The organism is Chryseobacterium jejuense, from assembly GCF_900100075.1.
Taxonomy (GTDB): Bacteria; Bacteroidota; Bacteroidia; order Flavobacteriales; family Weeksellaceae; genus Chryseobacterium; species Chryseobacterium jejuense.
Window position 1 is genome coordinate 56,004 of the sequence record NZ_FNEG01000008.1, and the last position, 16,237, is coordinate 72,240.

Annotated in this window: 18 protein-coding genes; 10 read left to right on the plus strand and 8 right to left on the minus strand. The window is 36.6% G+C overall.

Annotated elements, in window-relative coordinates; translation table 11 throughout:
- Positions 1-37: 37 nt before the first annotated feature.
- Together scpA and BLS98_RS20505 are read left to right on the plus strand one after the other, a co-directional pair.
- The gene (scpA, locus tag BLS98_RS20500; RefSeq protein ID WP_089738971.1) at positions 38-2,158 is read left to right on the plus strand and encodes a methylmalonyl-CoA mutase; all 2,121 of its coding nucleotides are present in this window, start codon (positions 38-40) and stop codon (positions 2,156-2,158) included.
- A 44-nt stretch (positions 2,159-2,202) separates the two neighbouring features.
- Entirely contained in the window at positions 2,203-3,189 is a 987-nt protein-coding gene (locus tag BLS98_RS20505; RefSeq protein ID WP_228425111.1) for a M28 family peptidase, read from the plus strand.
- Positions 3,190-3,232: 43 nt separating this feature from the next.
- Here the strand turns inward: BLS98_RS20505 and BLS98_RS20510 are convergent, their stop codons facing one another.
- Positions 3,233-4,075 (minus strand): hypothetical protein, encoded by an 843-nt coding sequence (locus BLS98_RS20510; protein WP_089738973.1) that lies wholly within the window; start codon positions 4,073-4,075, stop codon positions 3,233-3,235.
- Positions 4,076-4,512: 437 nt separating this feature from the next.
- Here BLS98_RS20510 and BLS98_RS20515 point away from each other — a divergent pair, with 437 nt between their 5' ends.
- The 5 genes from BLS98_RS20515 (at position 4,513) to BLS98_RS20535 (ending at position 8,638) form a co-directional block, all read left to right on the plus strand.
- Entirely contained in the window at positions 4,513-5,262 is a 750-nt protein-coding gene (locus BLS98_RS20515) for a hypothetical protein (RefSeq protein ID WP_089738975.1), read from the plus strand.
- An 11-nt stretch (positions 5,263-5,273) separates the two neighbouring features.
- The gene (locus tag BLS98_RS20520) at positions 5,274-6,665 is read left to right on the plus strand and encodes an RtcB family protein (RefSeq protein WP_089738977.1); all 1,392 of its coding nucleotides are present in this window, start codon (positions 5,274-5,276) and stop codon (positions 6,663-6,665) included.
- 203 nt (positions 6,666-6,868) lie between these two features.
- Entirely contained in the window at positions 6,869-7,444 is a 576-nt protein-coding gene (locus BLS98_RS20525) for a nucleotidyltransferase family protein (RefSeq protein WP_228425108.1), read from the plus strand.
- 2 nt (positions 7,445-7,446) lie between these two features.
- Entirely contained in the window at positions 7,447-8,145 is a 699-nt protein-coding gene (gene prfH, locus BLS98_RS20530) for a peptide chain release factor H (protein WP_089738979.1), read from the plus strand.
- Entirely contained in the window at positions 8,132-8,638 is a 507-nt protein-coding gene (locus BLS98_RS20535; protein ID WP_089738981.1) for a tetratricopeptide repeat protein, read from the plus strand. The genes prfH and BLS98_RS20535 overlap by 14 nt, the downstream gene beginning before the upstream one ends.
- Positions 8,639-8,779: 141 nt before the next feature.
- On the opposite strand, the gene BLS98_RS20540 is transcribed toward BLS98_RS20535, so the two are convergent.
- Positions 8,780-9,067: a c-type cytochrome gene (locus tag BLS98_RS20540; RefSeq protein WP_089738983.1), complete on the minus strand. Its 288-nt coding sequence runs from the start codon at positions 9,065-9,067 to the stop codon at positions 8,780-8,782.
- A gap of 24 nt (positions 9,068-9,091) precedes the next feature.
- Positions 9,092-9,385 carry a c-type cytochrome gene (locus tag BLS98_RS20545; protein ID WP_066693231.1) on the minus strand — a complete coding sequence of 98 codons (294 nt, stop codon included), beginning with the start codon at positions 9,383-9,385 and terminating at the stop codon, positions 9,092-9,094.
- Between the two features lie 197 nt (positions 9,386-9,582).
- On the opposite strand from BLS98_RS20545, the gene meaB reads away from it, so the two are divergent.
- Positions 9,583-10,575, plus strand: a complete 993-nt coding sequence (gene meaB / locus BLS98_RS20550) for a methylmalonyl Co-A mutase-associated GTPase MeaB (protein ID WP_089738985.1) — start codon at positions 9,583-9,585, stop codon at positions 10,573-10,575.
- On the opposite strand, the gene BLS98_RS20555 is transcribed toward meaB, so the two are convergent.
- A complete protein-coding gene (locus tag BLS98_RS20555) occupies positions 10,572-11,123 on the minus strand; it encodes a DUF4251 domain-containing protein (protein ID WP_089738987.1) in 552 nt (183 codons plus the stop codon). The genes meaB and BLS98_RS20555 overlap by 4 nt on opposite strands.
- A 106-nt stretch (positions 11,124-11,229) precedes the next feature.
- Between BLS98_RS20555 and BLS98_RS20560 the strand changes: the two genes are divergently transcribed.
- Both BLS98_RS20560 and BLS98_RS20565 read left to right on the plus strand, forming a co-directional pair.
- Complete coding sequence (locus tag BLS98_RS20560; RefSeq protein WP_089738989.1) at positions 11,230-12,036, plus strand: M48 family metallopeptidase; 807 nt, start codon at positions 11,230-11,232, stop codon at positions 12,034-12,036.
- Between the two features lie 209 nt (positions 12,037-12,245).
- Positions 12,246-12,557 carry a hypothetical protein gene (locus BLS98_RS20565; RefSeq protein WP_045501475.1) on the plus strand — a complete coding sequence of 104 codons (312 nt, stop codon included), beginning with the start codon at positions 12,246-12,248 and terminating at the stop codon, positions 12,555-12,557.
- Between the two features lie 37 nt (positions 12,558-12,594).
- Here the strand turns inward: BLS98_RS20565 and BLS98_RS20570 are convergent, their stop codons facing one another.
- From BLS98_RS20570 to BLS98_RS20585, 4 genes are all read right to left on the minus strand, one after another.
- Positions 12,595-13,206, minus strand: a complete 612-nt coding sequence (locus BLS98_RS20570) for an outer membrane beta-barrel protein (RefSeq protein ID WP_089738991.1) — start codon at positions 13,204-13,206, stop codon at positions 12,595-12,597.
- Positions 13,190-13,999 carry an ABC transporter ATP-binding protein gene (locus BLS98_RS20575; protein WP_089738993.1) on the minus strand — a complete coding sequence of 270 codons (810 nt, stop codon included), beginning with the start codon at positions 13,997-13,999 and terminating at the stop codon, positions 13,190-13,192. The genes BLS98_RS20570 and BLS98_RS20575 overlap by 17 nt, the downstream gene beginning before the upstream one ends.
- Positions 13,999-14,751 (minus strand): MlaE family ABC transporter permease, encoded by a 753-nt coding sequence (locus tag BLS98_RS20580; protein ID WP_089738995.1) that lies wholly within the window; start codon positions 14,749-14,751, stop codon positions 13,999-14,001. Before BLS98_RS20580 ends, BLS98_RS20575 begins: the two co-directional genes overlap by 1 nt.
- Before the next feature lie 95 nt (positions 14,752-14,846).
- Positions 14,847-16,217: an exopolysaccharide biosynthesis polyprenyl glycosylphosphotransferase gene (locus BLS98_RS20585; protein ID WP_089738997.1), complete on the minus strand. Its 1,371-nt coding sequence runs from the start codon at positions 16,215-16,217 to the stop codon at positions 14,847-14,849.
- Positions 16,218-16,237: the final 20 nt, after the last annotated feature.

Here is a 16,237-nt window from a genome sequence, read left to right on the forward strand (position 1 = left end):
CAAAAAAATTAACTTTACGGGGACAAAAATTATTGGAATGCGAAAAACAATTTCTGTGAAAAAGCCCGATTTTAGTGTATCTCCTCAGGAAAGAGAAATTTACAACTTTGAAAAAGACGGGTTAGAACTTAAGTCATCCTATGAAAAAAAGGATGTAAAAGATGAATCATTAACACAGACTTCTCCAGGAATTGAACCTTACCTGAGAGGACCGTATTCCACCATGTATGTTCAAAAGCCATGGACTATCCGTCAGTATGCCGGATTCTCCACAGCTGAAGAATCCAACGCCTTTTACAGAAGAAACCTTGCGGCAGGACAAAAAGGACTTTCTGTAGCGTTTGATCTTGCTACGCACAGAGGATATGATTCTGACCATGCAAGAGTAGTAGGAGACGTAGGAAAAGCAGGTGTGGCCATCGATTCAGTGGAAGATATGAAGATCCTATTTAACGAAATTCCGTTAGATCAGATTTCCGTTTCCATGACAATGAATGGTGCTGTACTTCCCATTCTGTCTTTCTATATCGTAGCAGCAGAGGAACAGGGCGTAAAACAGGAACTGCTTTCAGGAACTATCCAGAATGATATTCTGAAAGAATTCATGGTAAGAAATACTTACATTTATCCACCTGCACCATCCATGAAGATCATTGCTGATATTTTTGAATATACTTCGCAGAACATTCCAAAATTCAACTCTATTTCCATTTCAGGATACCACATGCAGGAAGCAGGAGCTACTCCGGTATTAGAAATGGCTTATACCCTAGCAGACGGTCTTGAATATGTAAGAACAGGAATCAAAGCAGGGATGAACGTAGATGATTTCGCTCCACGTTTATCATTCTTCTGGGCAATCGGGATGAATCACTTCATGGAAATTGCTAAAATGCGTGCGGCAAGATATATCTGGGCCAACCTTTTAAAGCAGTTTGATGCTAAGAATCCAAAATCTTTAGCATTAAGAACCCATTCTCAAACTTCTGGATGGTCATTAACAGAACAGGAACCTTTCAATAACATCACAAGAACTGCCATTGAAGCATTATCTTCAGCATTAGGAGGAACACAATCGTTACACACCAATGCATTGGATGAAGCTATTGCTCTTCCTACCGATTACTCAGCTAAAATTGCAAGAAATACACAGATTATCCTTCAACAGGAAAGCAGAATTTGTGATGTGGTAGATCCGATGGGCGGAAGTAACCTTGTGGAAAGCCTTACCCAGCAGATGATTGAAGAAGCGATGAGGTATATTGATGAGGTGGAACAGGAAGGTGGAATGACCAAAGCCATTGAAGCGGGAATTCCAAAAATGAGAATTGAAGAAGCGGCTGCTAAAAAGCAGGCTAAGATCGATAGTGGTGAAGAATTCATCATTGGGGTAAACTCATTCAAATCCTCATTAAAACAAGATGCCATAGAGATTCTTGATATTGATAATACAGAAGTTCGAAGAAAACAGATTGAACGATTAAATACAATCAAAGCAGAGAGAAATACTGAAGCAGTAACGGAAATCCTGAATGAAATCCGTGAAAGTGCAAAAACAGGAAAAGGAAACCTGCTGGCACTTTGTATTGAAGCGGCGAGAAGAAGAGTGACACTTGGCGAAATGAGTGATGCCATGGAAGAAACCTTCGGAAGATATAAAGCCAACATTAAAACAATCTCTGGAGTATACGCTATGAATGCCGGTAAAAACGAATATTTTGAAAAAGCCCTTAATCTGACTCAAAAGTTTGAAGAAGAAGAAGGCCGTCGCCCAAGAATTATGGTGGCTAAAATGGGGCAGGATGGGCATGACAGAGGTGCGAAGGTAGTAGCAACCGCATTTGCCGATATGGGATTTGATGTTGACGTAGCTCCATTATTCCAAACACCGGAAGAAGTGGCAAAACAAGCTGTAGAAAACGATATTCATATTCTGGGAGTATCTTCATTGGCTGCCGGACACAAAACATTAGTGCCTCAGGTAGTAGGAGAATTGAAAAAACTGGGAGCAGATGATATTACTATCGTAGTTGGCGGGGTTATTCCACAACAGGATTATGAATTCCTTTATGCGAATGGGGCAGATTTCATTTTCGGCCCAGGAACAAACCTTCCAAAATGTGCAGTGGAAATCCTGCAAAGATTTTTAGAAAACTAATCCCAAAAAGCTTTAATTTTCATATAGAAATTAAAAGCAGATCTATGGGTTTAAAAAATATACTAAAGCCTACGAAGAAAAAGCTGATTTTCTTCGTAGGCTTTCTCTTTATAGGTATGATATTTCTCTTTTCAGGAGGGAAAGAGGTGCGGACCGTAAAAATTTCTCCTGTTCCTGCAGATAGTGTACAGGTTAAAAAACATCTGGTAGCACTTACCCAGACTCCACAATTCCGGAATCATAAAAATATAGATCAATTAGATACTGTTGCAGACTATATTCACCAAACTTTCATGACTTACGCTGATAGTACAGCGTTTCAGGAATATACAGTAAATGGACAGGTCTATAAAAACGTAATATGCTCTTTTGGTACGGGAAACAGCAAAAGAATTATCATAGGAGCTCATTATGACGTTTGTGGAGACCAACAGGGAGCAGACGATAATGCTACCGGAGTTACAGCACTTCTGGAGCTGGCAAGAGTGCTTCAAAATCAAAAACTCAAATATAGAGTGGATCTTGTGGCTTACACATTAGAAGAACCACCTTATTTCAGAACAGAGAATATGGGCAGCTATGTTCATGCAAAATATTTAAAAGATAACAACATTAACGTCTATGGAATGGCCAGTGTAGAAATGATTGGTTATTTTAAAGATGAAAAAGGATCTCAGGATTTTCCTATAGGTGCTCTTTCCTGGATTTATGGAGACAAAGGTGATTTTATTACTTTAGTAAAAAAGTTCAGCGGAGCAGGGCCGTTTGTAGGAAACTTTATAGATCATTTCAAAGATTCAAATCAGATAAAAGCAGAAACATTTCCAGCCCCGAAATTTGTTGGCGGTGTAGACTATTCCGATCATCTGAATTATTGGAAGTTTAATTTTCCAGCACTCATGATTACCGATACGTCCTTCTTTAGAAACAAAAATTATCACAAATCTACAGATACTTTAGAAACATTGGATATCAAACGGATGACAAAAGTTATTGATGCTATTTTTCTAAGCATTATTCACCTCAAGTGAAAAAAATAAAGGCTGTTTCAACAATTGAACCAGCCTTTATTTTTTATTTTTTCTGAACGATTTTACCATCATCCATAATCTGATAATACGCTTTAGTTATCTTTTGAGAATTTCCATCAATCTGATGATCCGTTGTTACAGTAATTTCCCCTCTTTTATTGATTTCATAACTGCTGAATTCTTCTTTCTTGTCGTCTTTTCCGGGATCAAACCAAATGCCTTCTACGTAGGCTTCACCAACGATGCTGTTATTCAATACAGTAAGCAGATAATAGCGGTAATCAAAATCTCCGCAATCCATAGGGACAAGAATTAGTTCAATATTTTTATATCGGGTTAAAGGAAAATATCGGAATGTAGGCTCTCCACAGCTGTACTTTTGTGAACCTTCCACCGCAAAATCAGTTTCTATAAACTTTACATCTACCTGTGGAAGACTTTCAATGGGTAAGCTGTAAAGCCCTTGCTTTAATAAAGATTCCATTGGGGCAGATTCATCTTTACCCTTTCTCCATTCCTCAATAGAAATATATTCTCCGGATACAGGTTCTAATACGGTTAACGTATTACATTTATCACTTGAAGCCTGAAAAATATGATAGGTTTCAAAGCGATCCGGACCGTTATACCCTACAGAAATAGAATAATCCCAGTCGTTATTTACTTTGGTACTGTCTACAAGAAAACCGATCTTGCCTTTTCCTTTGGTCTCTGATTCGAGAAACTTGGCCTGGTCTTTTATTTCCTCCAACGCCAAGATTTTTTCCATGAAATGAGGAGAAAAACAACCTTTCTCTACTACTTTCACCTCTTCTTTTTTTACAGGTTCCTCTTTCTTACATCCTATGAAAAGTAATGGAAGTAATGCCAATAAAAATCTATGCATACAACTCGTTTTTCACAAAAATAAGAATTAAATAATTGATGATTAAAAAAATAATTCTATATTTGCACCTGAAAATCAAGTTTAACCATTTAAAAACAACGAAGCAATGTTCAGAACTAATCAGAATTCTACAGTTGGATTACCCCTTATGGTGGTAAGGCTTCGCGGTTTGGTACACTCTTAGAAAAATAGTACAATACATATCAAAACCCGAAGTCGTAGAGATTTCGGGTTTTTTATTGCGCAATATTTCAAACTCACGTTTCCCCGAAATCTTTTTAAGTGTTTTTTAAGAACAAAATAGTTGAGGTTTTAGCCCTAAAACTATACCTGTTCATCATTATTAATTCATTCAACTAATGTTTTAGTTGATTAAGAAAATAGAGTAAGAGCATGTCCGATATTTCGGGTATTGCATCTGATATCTTGTGTCTTACATGGAAAATGACAACCTTCTGTCTTACCGGCTGAGAAGCCTGAGAAGCAGAAAAAGAACAATAAAAAAAGATGTAGAAAAACAGATAAGAAAAAAGTATAAACGTAGTAAGGAAGTCTGGCATATAAGAAAAAACATTCCATTGGTTCCTCTTTCAACTCCCTATCAATTAGGATTCGTAAGATTCTTTGTGGTAAGAGATGATGTCATGCGGAGCAGTGATGGAGAGTTCTTTGAAGGACTTTTGAAGAAAATCAATACCTACATGTATTCTGGAAGCCGCCAATTTTTGAAGAAGAAAAGAAAATTTGGACGAAGAATATATGTAGAAAGAGAGCAGAAGCTCAATCGTGTTTCTTTATGCTCCTGGATCAGTCCAAAATTTGGGCTTACCCCAAGAGAAAGACAATATTTCCTGAAAAAGGAAGAATACTGTCCCTTCCGGAAATACAATGAAACTTACTATGAATTTACGGAACCGTGGAGATTTACCTTGAGGACAAGACCTCATATGATAACTCATTACAAGCCTATAGATGCAGAATTGAAAAAAGAGGAGGCAGAATTAGACGCGTATTTAGAACAGTACAAAGTTACTGGAATTATCAACAAAAAAATTCATGGTAAATCATACTCATGGGATTCGAAAACTGAAGATACTGATCTTATCAAAAGCAGGAAATATACTACCTGCACAATGTCTGCAACAGAGATTGCAGAAAGTTTTTTGGACGATGCGTCCTTTATTTAAAAACAAAAACAATGGGAAATTTAAAACTAAAAGGAAAAGATATATTAAAACTGGGCTATCCAAATAATCAAAGTGTAAACGTAGCCTTGGAAGTAATGAAGAGAAATTTTGCAACCAAAAATGTACATTATGTGAAATCTCTTTTAAAGGAGATTCTGATTCATCCGGAACAATTCGAAAAAGATTTAACCTTCGGACAGATTGCAGAAACTTTACTTTCATCCAAAAAAACAGAAAAAAGGATGTTGAATTCGCAGCGTGCAGACTTTCAGATCTTCGGGAATAATATCTCAGAAGAAGCAAAAAACCAACTGTACACAGCTTTGAAACTTCCGGTTTCTGTCCAGGGTGCATTAATGCCTGATGCTCATAGCGGATATGGTCTTCCGATCGGAGGTGTTTTAGCTGTAGAAAATGCAGTGATTCCTTACGGAGTAGGAATGGACATCGGTTGCAGAATGAGCCTCAGTATTTTGGATACACCCGTTTCATATCTGAACGGAGCAAGGGATAAATATGAAAAAGCCCTTGCCGAACATACAAAATTTGGAATGTATGAGACTCACAAATCTCATATAGATCACGAAATCTTCGAGAGAGACACCTTTGATCTGATTCCTATTCTGAGAAGATTAAAAGGAAAAGCCATCAAACAGATGGGATCTTCAGGAGGAGGAAATCACTTTGTGGAGTTTGGAGAAGTGGAAATTACCGAAGAAGATGAACAAATCGGATTACCAAAAGGAAAATACCTTGGTATTCTTTCACACAGTGGCTCAAGAGGATTGGGAGCTGAAATTGCCCAGTACTATTCAAGAGTAGCGGTAGAACAATGTCCACTGCCTAAAGAGGCGCAACAGTTTGCCTGGCTAGACTTAAGTACTCACCTTGGATTGGAATACTGGACAGCTATGAACCTTGCAGGAGATTATGCTTCAGCCTGTCACGATGATATTCACAGAAGATTGGTAAAAGCAGTAGGCGGAAGAGTAAAAGCTCGAATCGAAAACCATCACAACTTCGCATGGAAGGAAATCCATAACGGAAAAGAAGTGATCGTTCACAGAAAAGGAGCTACACCAGCCAATGAAAATGAATTGGGTATGATTCCCGGATCTATGACTGCCAAAGGATTTATCGTCCGTGGAAAAGGAAATCCGGATTCACTGAATTCAGCTTCGCACGGAGCTGGCAGAGCACACTCAAGAGGAGAATGCAGAAGTCTTTTCACTCAGAATGACATCAAAAAAGAGTTAAAGCTTAAAGATGTTACGCTAATGGGCGGAAATACAGAAGAAGCACCAATGGCTTATAAAGATATTCATGAAGTCATGAATGCACAAAGTGAATTGGTAGATATTCTGGGAACATTCCAGCCAAGAATTGTGAGAATGGACAGATAGCCAGTTAAATATTAGGAGCTTAATCCCGCTTTCCGCACTCGCTATTTTTCTTTTACAAAAAGAAAAATGAGCTCAGACAATTGCTGCAATCGGGGCTAGGCATAAATTCAGTCATTCTGAATTCAGTTTCAAAACGAAGCGAAGAATCCTGCTGTATAAAAAGAGATTCTTCCTTCGTCAGAAATTGCAGATTCAGCGTAGTAATGACAAATAAAAACCACACAAAACAAAAAATGGGAGCACCTCATAATATAAAAAGATATGGAGAGCTCTGGCCGGAATTCAGAATCCGGTTAGGACTCGAAATAGTAGAAAAACTAAAAGATAGAATCATTATATCCGGTGGATGGGCATGGCATTTTATGTCTGAAACAGGGCATACAGAATACAAGCATGCTCATGACCATAAGGATATTGACGTCTTTGTAAAGAAAGAAAACGTAGCTGAAGTGGTCATTATTCTTCAACAGGAAGGGTTTCAGAAAGTTTGGACCCGTTACGACCATCTTCCAAGCGAAGAAAACTTTAGACGCTATGAAAAAACGGTAGAATTAGAAAATGGAAAATATCACAGAATTACCATCGATTTTTTTGAAAGAAACGACCTTGAGACAATCGAAGTCAATGGGTTTACGGTGGTAAAACCTGATCTTTTACTTTCATTCTACAGAAATATTCACTCCAGCGATAAATGCTGGGCAGTAATGGCTGCAAAAGAATTATTACAAAAGGGAATAGATCCTGTTGGAAATCCCTTATTAAGCAAAATGCCAAAATAACAATGGAAAAATTAATACAGATCACTTCCGGAAGAGGACCTTTAGAATGCCAATGGGTAGTATCCAAGGTATTAAAAACCTTCCTGGAAGAACTAAAAGATAATACTATAGATTACGAGATTATTCATCGTGAAAACGGAGATGTAAATATGACGATAAAGTCCGTAACCGTGCTTTTAAAAGGAAAGAACATCAAAGAATTTTTAGAAACCTGGCTGGGAAGCATCTGTTGGGAAGGAAAAAGTACATTCAGAAAACTGCATAAAAGAAGCAAATGGTTCATCGGTATTTTTGAATTGGAAAACCTGGAAACTGCTAATTTCAATGAAAAAGATATTAGATTTCAGACCGCCAGAAGTCAGGGAAGTGGTGGGCAGAATGTCAATAAAGTGAATACGGCTGTCCGTGCTACCTATATTCCTACCAATGAATCCGTATTTGTACAGGATACACGATCTCAATTGAATAATAAAAAGCTATCCATTACCAGATTAAAAGAAAAAGTAATGGGAACCTATATTCAACAATTGGAAGATAGAATGAAAGAAACCTGGAACCATCATCTTCAGGTAGAACGTGGAAACCCGGTCCGTACATTCTCCGGAACAGATTTTAAAAGCAACTATCAGGATAAATCCTTTAAAAAACAAAGGAATATCCTTAAACAAAAATTTAAAAATTATAGCAATGACCTTAACTAAAAATAAATACTATTTTGAAGCCTTGGACTACTTCCCTTACAATATGTCTGAGTGTCTGGACGCCCTGAACTATGCTCTTTCCTATGAACCAGAAGATGCAGACAGTCTTTGTCTGATGGGAAGAGTCTATTCAGAGGTTCTGAGAGATTATGAAACCGGGAAAAAATATTTTGAAGAAGCGATGCAGTCCAATATTGGAAATGTAAACACTCCTAAATATTATATAGAATGCCTTCTGAGCAATGAAGATTATGAAGAAGCAGAAAAACTCATTGAATATGCTCTAAAAATGAAAGGGATAGATAAAGCAGAAATTCTGAATAGCAAATCTCTTTTACTGGAAAGAAAAGGAGAATATAAACAGGCTTTGGAACAGCTTAAAGAGGCAAGAAAGTTTAGTTTTTGTAGAAGTTCACTTGACCTTTTGGAAGATAGAGAGAAACTTCTTCAAAACAAAATGCCTAAAACAAGGACAAGGAAAAAAGTGGAATAACCACGTTGAATATCATGAATATATCTGGCAAGATCTATGGTCCATATCCAGCAGGGAGATAAAACCCAGACTGAAAAACTTATTGTAAGATAATGTTCTTTCTTCCATAATAATCAAAAAAATAAGCTTTCAAATGAAAGCTTATTTTTTATTTGCAGAGATCAGATAGTCATAAACCATTTGATGTTGGTCATCACTAAGCTTGGCTTTAGGAGCCATTCTGCTTAAAGTGTTGATCCAGCCCTGATTGTCATGCTTGGTAGGTTCTGGCAGTTTATGGCATTTTGCACAGGAATTTTCAAAAATGGTTTTTCCTTGCGCCAATTGCTCAGATGAGGTATACTTAGGGCCTGTTACAGCCGTACTTTTAGGTCCGCAGGATACCAGAAATGCTGATGCTGCAATACCGCTTAAGATTAACTTTTTCATACCTTTATTATTTTATTGGGTGAATTACTTTTTCACAGAAACAATATAATCATAAACCCATTTGTGCTGCTCGTCTGTTAGTTTAGCCTTTGGAGCCATTGCATTCATAATCCCTACCCATTGTACAGAATTATGAGATGTAGGATCAGGCAGTTTATGGCATTTTCCACAAGAGTTTTCAAAAATAGTTTTTCCCTGGGCAATCTCTTCAGCGGTAGAAGTTGAAGTTCCTGCGGTAGCCGCAGAAGTTGAAGCTTTAGGAGTACAGGAAACTAATAGAATCGCAGTGAATGATGCCGCAGCAATGAGTTTTTTCATGTTTCTTATTTTGATAGATAACAAATGTAATCAATTCCGAAACCCGTTGATACTGTGTGTTGTAGTTTTAATTTAGAAGAAATAAAAATTGAAATGGTGCGAATAATGAAATACATAATTTTCTGTTATCATCCTTTTATGAGGTCATTAACTATGAACTATTGACCATTCGCTTTTTAATTATTAATTTTGAATCAATGAAATTTTCTACAGAAGAACTTATTGAAGGAATACAGTCAGGTAATAAACGTCTGATTGCAAAGGCCATTACTTTAGTTGAAAGTAAAAAAGCTGAGCATAGAGTACAGGCGGAAGACCTTCTGAAAAGAATTATGCCATTCTCGGGGAACTCCATAAGAGTAGGAGTAACTGGAGTACCCGGTGCGGGGAAATCTACTTTTATTGAAAGTTTCGGTAGATTGGCTATTGCTCAGGGGAAAAAGGTGGCTGTTCTTGCCATTGATCCCAGTTCTTCAATCAATAAAGGAAGTATTCTGGGAGATAAAACCCGTATGGAAGAGCTTGCAAAAGAAGAGAATGCGTTTATTCGACCTTCCCCAAGTTCAGGGTTTTTAGGTGGAGTAGCCAATACAACCTTTGAAACCATGATGATCTGTGAAGCTGCCGGTTATGATTATATTTTAATTGAAACCGTTGGAGTAGGGCAATCTGAGGTTTTGGTAGCAGATATTACTGACGTTTTTCTATTCCTTAAAATCATTGGTGGTGGTGATGAACTACAGGGAATAAAACGTGGAATTATGGAAATGGTAGACGTTGTTTTCATTAATAAAGTAGATCAGGATAATTTTCAAAAGGCAAAAAATACAAGACTAGAATTAAAAAGAGCGTTAGATTTTATTCCGCCAAAAGAAAAAGGATGGAAAATCCCGGTGTTATTAGGTTCTGCATTACACAATGAAGGGCTTCAGGAGATCTATGATAAAATCTCTGAATTTATTGATTTGAAAAAGAAAGCTGGGCGGTTTGACGAAATCCGTACCCAACAGGCAGAAAAACGCTTTGAATATTGGGTTCAGGAATATATTTTATCCTTGATGAAAAAAAGTAATGCTGTAGAAGAAGCTTATCAATGGCACAAAAAAAATGCTTCAGAGATGATTTCTAATCCAAGTACTGAAGCAAAATTATTTGTTGAAAAATTTTTATCCGGTGAAAACAGAAATTAAAGTTTTTCCTTTTCCTGTTTCACTTCACTTTTAGAAACATATCCATCATAAGTGATTGGTTGCCTGTCATTGCTTTTCATAGAAACGAATGCCTTACCATTTTTAAAGATCTCAATATTGATCTCTTCTACAGTACTCACATCCTTAGGCTGGATTTTTACAGTCCAGGTTCCTTTTTTGTTCTGAGATTTATTAATGACAAAATCCTTTGAGGTAAATCTGTACCCATTTTTATCGGTATTTCCAAAAGATGGGGTAAATAATCTTCCGAAATATGGAAGCACAACATCTACAGTGTTCTTATTGACTTCAATAGTATAATCTCCAGTGTTCAGATTCAACATTCTGGTGGAAGTAGAATTAGGCATGGAGTTCATCACATTGATAACATCATAATTTGTTGGATTAGCCTTTTGTGCATAGAAAGTAAATTCCTGGGAATCCACTAATGCATTTACTATTGTTGGATCCGATGAACCTTGTGATGCACAACTCTGAAAGCTGAACAGAAGCCCAAATATCATCAGAATAGAAATATACTTTTTCATAATACAGATAATTATTAAATTTAAACAGCAAAATGTATGCAAAAATTTCATATCAAAAATATTTTGGAATAAAAATTGTTAAGGTTGAATTATTAACACTCAAACTATGAAAGTTACACATCTATTAGGAATGGGAGCATTTGCTCTATTGGTTGCTGCCTGTACTACAAATCCAATTACAGGAAGGTCGTCTTTACAGCTGGCCAATAATTCAGAAATTTTAACAATGTCTGCACAAGAATACAAAACGACATTGTCTAAAGGTAAGCTTATTACCGGAACAGCAGATGCAAAGAGAGTGGTAAATGTAGGAAACAGAATTAAAAACGCAGCAGAGAGATATTATCAGAGTATAGGAAGATCAGCAGATCTTGCCAATTATAGCTGGGAGTTTGCTCTACTGCAAAGCAATGAATTGAATGCATGGTGTATGCCGGGAGGTAAAGTAGCTGTTTATACAGGGATTTTACCGGTTACCAAGGATGATAACGGACTTGCTGTAGTAATGGGACATGAAGTTTCTCACGCATTGGCAGGTCATGGAAATGAAAGAATTTCTCAGGCTATGATGGCTCAGTATGGAGGAGCTATTCTTGGCGGAGCTATTTCAAATGCACAATGGGCAAGTGTTTTCCAGAAAGTATACCCTATCGGATCACAGGTTGCATTGCTAAAGTATGGCAGAGGCCAGGAATCTGAAGCTGACGAAATGGGATTATATTTAATGTCTATGGCAGGTTACGACCCAAGAGCAGCTATTCCTTTTTGGAACAGAATGGAAGCCGCTTCTTCAGGAGCAAGACAACCGGAATTCTTATCTACTCACCCGAGCCCGGATACAAGAATTTCAGATATTAATAAAGACTTACCGAAAGCTTTAGAGTATTACAAGGCTGCGGGAGGAAAAATGTAATCTATTAATTTATTATAAAAAACGGACTTATTTCTAAAATGAGTCCGTTTTTTGTTTGATAATACTTTTTCTTTTCACAGAATTTGGAATAATTATGGCATATTGATTATTGGAAATACCAATTAAAGTGCTTATTCAGTATAAAGGCTTATTAATTTTTTAGTAAATTTGGTATAGCTTTTATAACATAATCAATTAAACACAATATTATGAAGAGTTTATCAATTACCGGACTTATCCTCTTAGCAGTTTCGGCTTTACTATTTTATCTTACCACTGATTTTGCCGTAGAGCAGATTAAAATTTCTCACATCATGGGTATCATGGCTGGAGTAGGAATTGGTCTTATTATTGGCGGAATGGTTGGATATCTCAGTAAAGGAAGCGCTATAAAGGCTGAACAGAAGAAAAAAGAATTCAAGCAGCTTCAGAAAGAAAAAGAAGACTTAGAAAAGCAGGCCGCAGAAATTGCAAAGCGTCAGGCTGAGCTTGAAAATCAAAATAAAAATCCTCAAATTTAAAATTTGAGGATTTAAAGTTGTTATTTTCGATTGTTGATTAAAATTTATATCCTAAACCAACCATAAATAAGTTAGGTCTGTTATCATATCTGATCTCCGAACCGGAAACTTTGTTGATGAAGTTTCTTTCGTCTTTACTGAAAGCCCCTTCGTATTTTGCATTTACAATAAGCTTTTTAATTTCAAGCTGTGCACCGAATTGGTAGCCTACCGTAAAGTTATTTTTTGCATTTTCTTTAAAATCGTTGTAAGTATTGTCTTTGCTTAGGTTAAAGCTTCCTACCGGACCTACAAAAACACCAAGCATATTACCTAAAACGTTATATCCTAAAAGAACCGGAACATCAATACGGTTGCTCTTTACATCAAAAGTAGTATTCTCTGTTGTGAATTCATTCTTAAAGTGAGTATAATATACCTCTGGCATTAAGAAAAGTGAAGTAGGTAATGCTACCTTTAATGAAAGTCCAACATTGAACCCTACATTGTTTTTTCCTGTTCCTTCAATAGCATCATTCACAGTTCCTTTAATGTTGGACCATGATGGTGAACCTGTAGGAAATATTATGTTGGCCTTACCTGCCAGTGAGATCTGTGCAGAAGCCCACATTGAAAACCCTATTAACGCTACACTAAGTACCTTTTTCATTATCGTCTAATTTTGTATTCTCAATTGTTTTATTATTCTCAAGTAAATATTCTCTCAGTTCTTTAAACAGTTCTGAAGAATAAACGAAGTCGATCAGATTTTTATTGCCTGCTGTAATCAGAATGTCTTTATTTCCTTCCCATTCCTTGATTCCAAGTCTTAGGTATACAATTTTCTCACCAATCGTCATTACAGAGTTCATATCATGGGTATTGATGATTGTTGTAGTATTATATTCTTTGGTGATTTCATATAGAAGATCATCAATGATTTTTGATGTATATGGATCCAGCCCCGAGTTAGGTTCATCACAGAACAAATACTTCGGATTGTTCACAATAGCTCTTGCAATGGCAACCCTTTTCTGCATTCCCCCGGAAATTTCAGAAGGGTATTTTTTATCAGCTTTGTCAAGGTGCACTCTACCTATTACTTCAAAAACCCTTTTCTTTTTTTCTCTATACGTAAGATTGGTGAACATATCCAACGGAAACATAATATTTTCCTCCACTGTTAAAGAGTCAAACAGAGCACTTCCCTGGAATACTGTTCCAATCTCTGAACGAAGATGCTGTTTTTGATCGCGGGTCATGGTATTAACATTACGGCCATCAAATAAAATTTCTCCGGAAGACGGCATATAAACATTCAACAGACTTTTCAGAAAAACTGTTTTTCCGGAACCACTTTGTCCAATAATCAGGTTTACCTTTCCTTTATCAAATGAAGTTGAAATTCCCTTAAGTACTTCAACATCGCCAAAACTTTTCTTAAGATCTTTTACCTCAATCATTAGCTTAATATTAATTGGGTTAAAATTAATTCAGAGATGATAATGAATACCATTGTCCATACCACAGCCTGTGTACTGGCTCTACCTACTTCCAGTGAGCCTCCTTTTACAAAGTATCCGAAATAAGACGGAACGGTTGCAATGATGAAAGCAAAAACAGTGGTTTTGGTAAATGCATAATAAATGAATAAATTAGGCATATACATCTGAATCCCGGTGATATAGTCGTTTGCTGTCCAGTTTCCTGTCAAAAGCCCAGCAATATAACCTCCGGAAATACCAAATACGATACTTATGGCAATCAAAAGAGGATTAAAAATCATACAGGCAATGATCTTTGGAAATATCAAAAAGTTGGGTGAATTTACTCCCATGATATCCAAAGCATCAATCTGTTCAGAAACTCTCATTGTTCCGATACTGGAAGCAATATATGAACCTACTTTACCTGCTAAAATTAAACTGATGATGGTAGGGGCAAACTCCAATACAAGTACGGCTTTTGTTGCATATCCTACAAATGAAGGTGGGATGGGAAATGAAGACGCATCAAAGTTGTTGAACATCTGAATAGCCACTACAGCCCCCACGAAGATTGATGTGAAGACTACAAGTCCGAAAGAATTTACTCCCAAATCATTAATTTCTCTCATGAACAGCTTCCAAAAAACCTTCATTTTCTGAGGTTTCTGCAGGGATTTTCCTAAAAGAATAATATATTCCCCTATTGCTGTGAAAAACTTTTTTAACATACCGCTAAATTAGACTTTTTTATTGAATTAGGCTAAGGTTGAAATGAAGACTAATGCCCGGATAATGTTAAAATTATCCTAACCTTAGCATAGCTTTATTTTGCATTTTTGTCCCCGCCAATAACCAGTAAAATGGTTTTTAATATGATAACCAGATCCAGAACAAAACTCCAGTTTCTTACATAGAAGGCATCTGCGAGAATCCTTTTTTTCATTTCTACTTCCACATCTCCCAGGTCACCACGCAATCCGCTTACTTGTGCAAGCCCTGTAATTCCAGGGGTTACCATACTTCTTAAGCTGTATCTTCCGATTTTTGGTTTGTAATAATTATCAACGGCTAACATGTGAGGACGTGGCCCTACCACAGACATTTGGCCTTTCAGAACGTTGATGAACTGCGGAAGTTCATCAAGGCTGGTTTTTCTTAAAAATTTACCTACCCTGGTGATTCTTGTGTCATTTTCTTTAGTAGTACTGGTGGTAGATTCATCATTCACCACCATGGTCCTGAATTTTATACAGCTGAATACCTCTTCATGGAAGCCATACCTTTTCTGCAGGAAAAAAACAGGTCCTTTGGAACTTACCCGGATTAAAATAGCAATAATCGGGAACAACCAGGTACAAACAAGAACCAAGACAAATATGGAAAAAAAGATGTCAAAAGCTCTTTTCATCAGGAAATTAGAATAATAATCCAATGGATATCTTGCCTGATTAAGGATAGGTTGAGTTTGTATATAAGCAAGGTCATACAGGAAAAAATCACTCTGAGTAATACTCGGGATCAATGAAATATGAACCTTATTGTCTTCTGCGAGTTTGAAAATTTCCGATTCTGTGCTTTCGCTATAAGAATTTTCTGTAGAGAAAAACAGAGTATGTATCCCATTCTTTTTCCAGAAATTAACCAGTTCTGCTGTAGTGGCATCTGCATTCTCATGTTCGAAAATCCTGTATCCATAATCTTTACGTTCCTTAAAAATGTTTTTAAGGATCTCAGTAGAATCTCCATTTCCTAAAAACATGATATTTCGGTAGTTAGCTCCCAAGGAGCGTAAATACTTAATAGAAAAATAAATAAATGATTTTGCTAAGAAGATAAAGATAAACAGATAAAATGACAGCCAATAAATATCTGAGTTAAAGAATACATTATTGCTGACCTTTCCAATAAGCAGTACCCCAAGTATAAAGGAGATGAAATGGATCAAAAGCCTTTCCAGAAAGAGGGTATACGTAAGGTTCCTCGGAATATTGTATATTTTTGTCCTACCGCTGAGAAGCACCCAGAACAAAAACAGCAAAACCAGAGAAAAAGTGTTCTGGTACCAGGTTTCCTTATGATACTTCAGATTTTCGTTTCTGCTTATAAAAAAGAATATGAAGATAGATGCAATAACCATAAGGTCAAGCAAAATAATGATCGATTTCAGGTATCTAGAGTATCGAATTCTCTGCATCTATCGGTATTATTACAGGA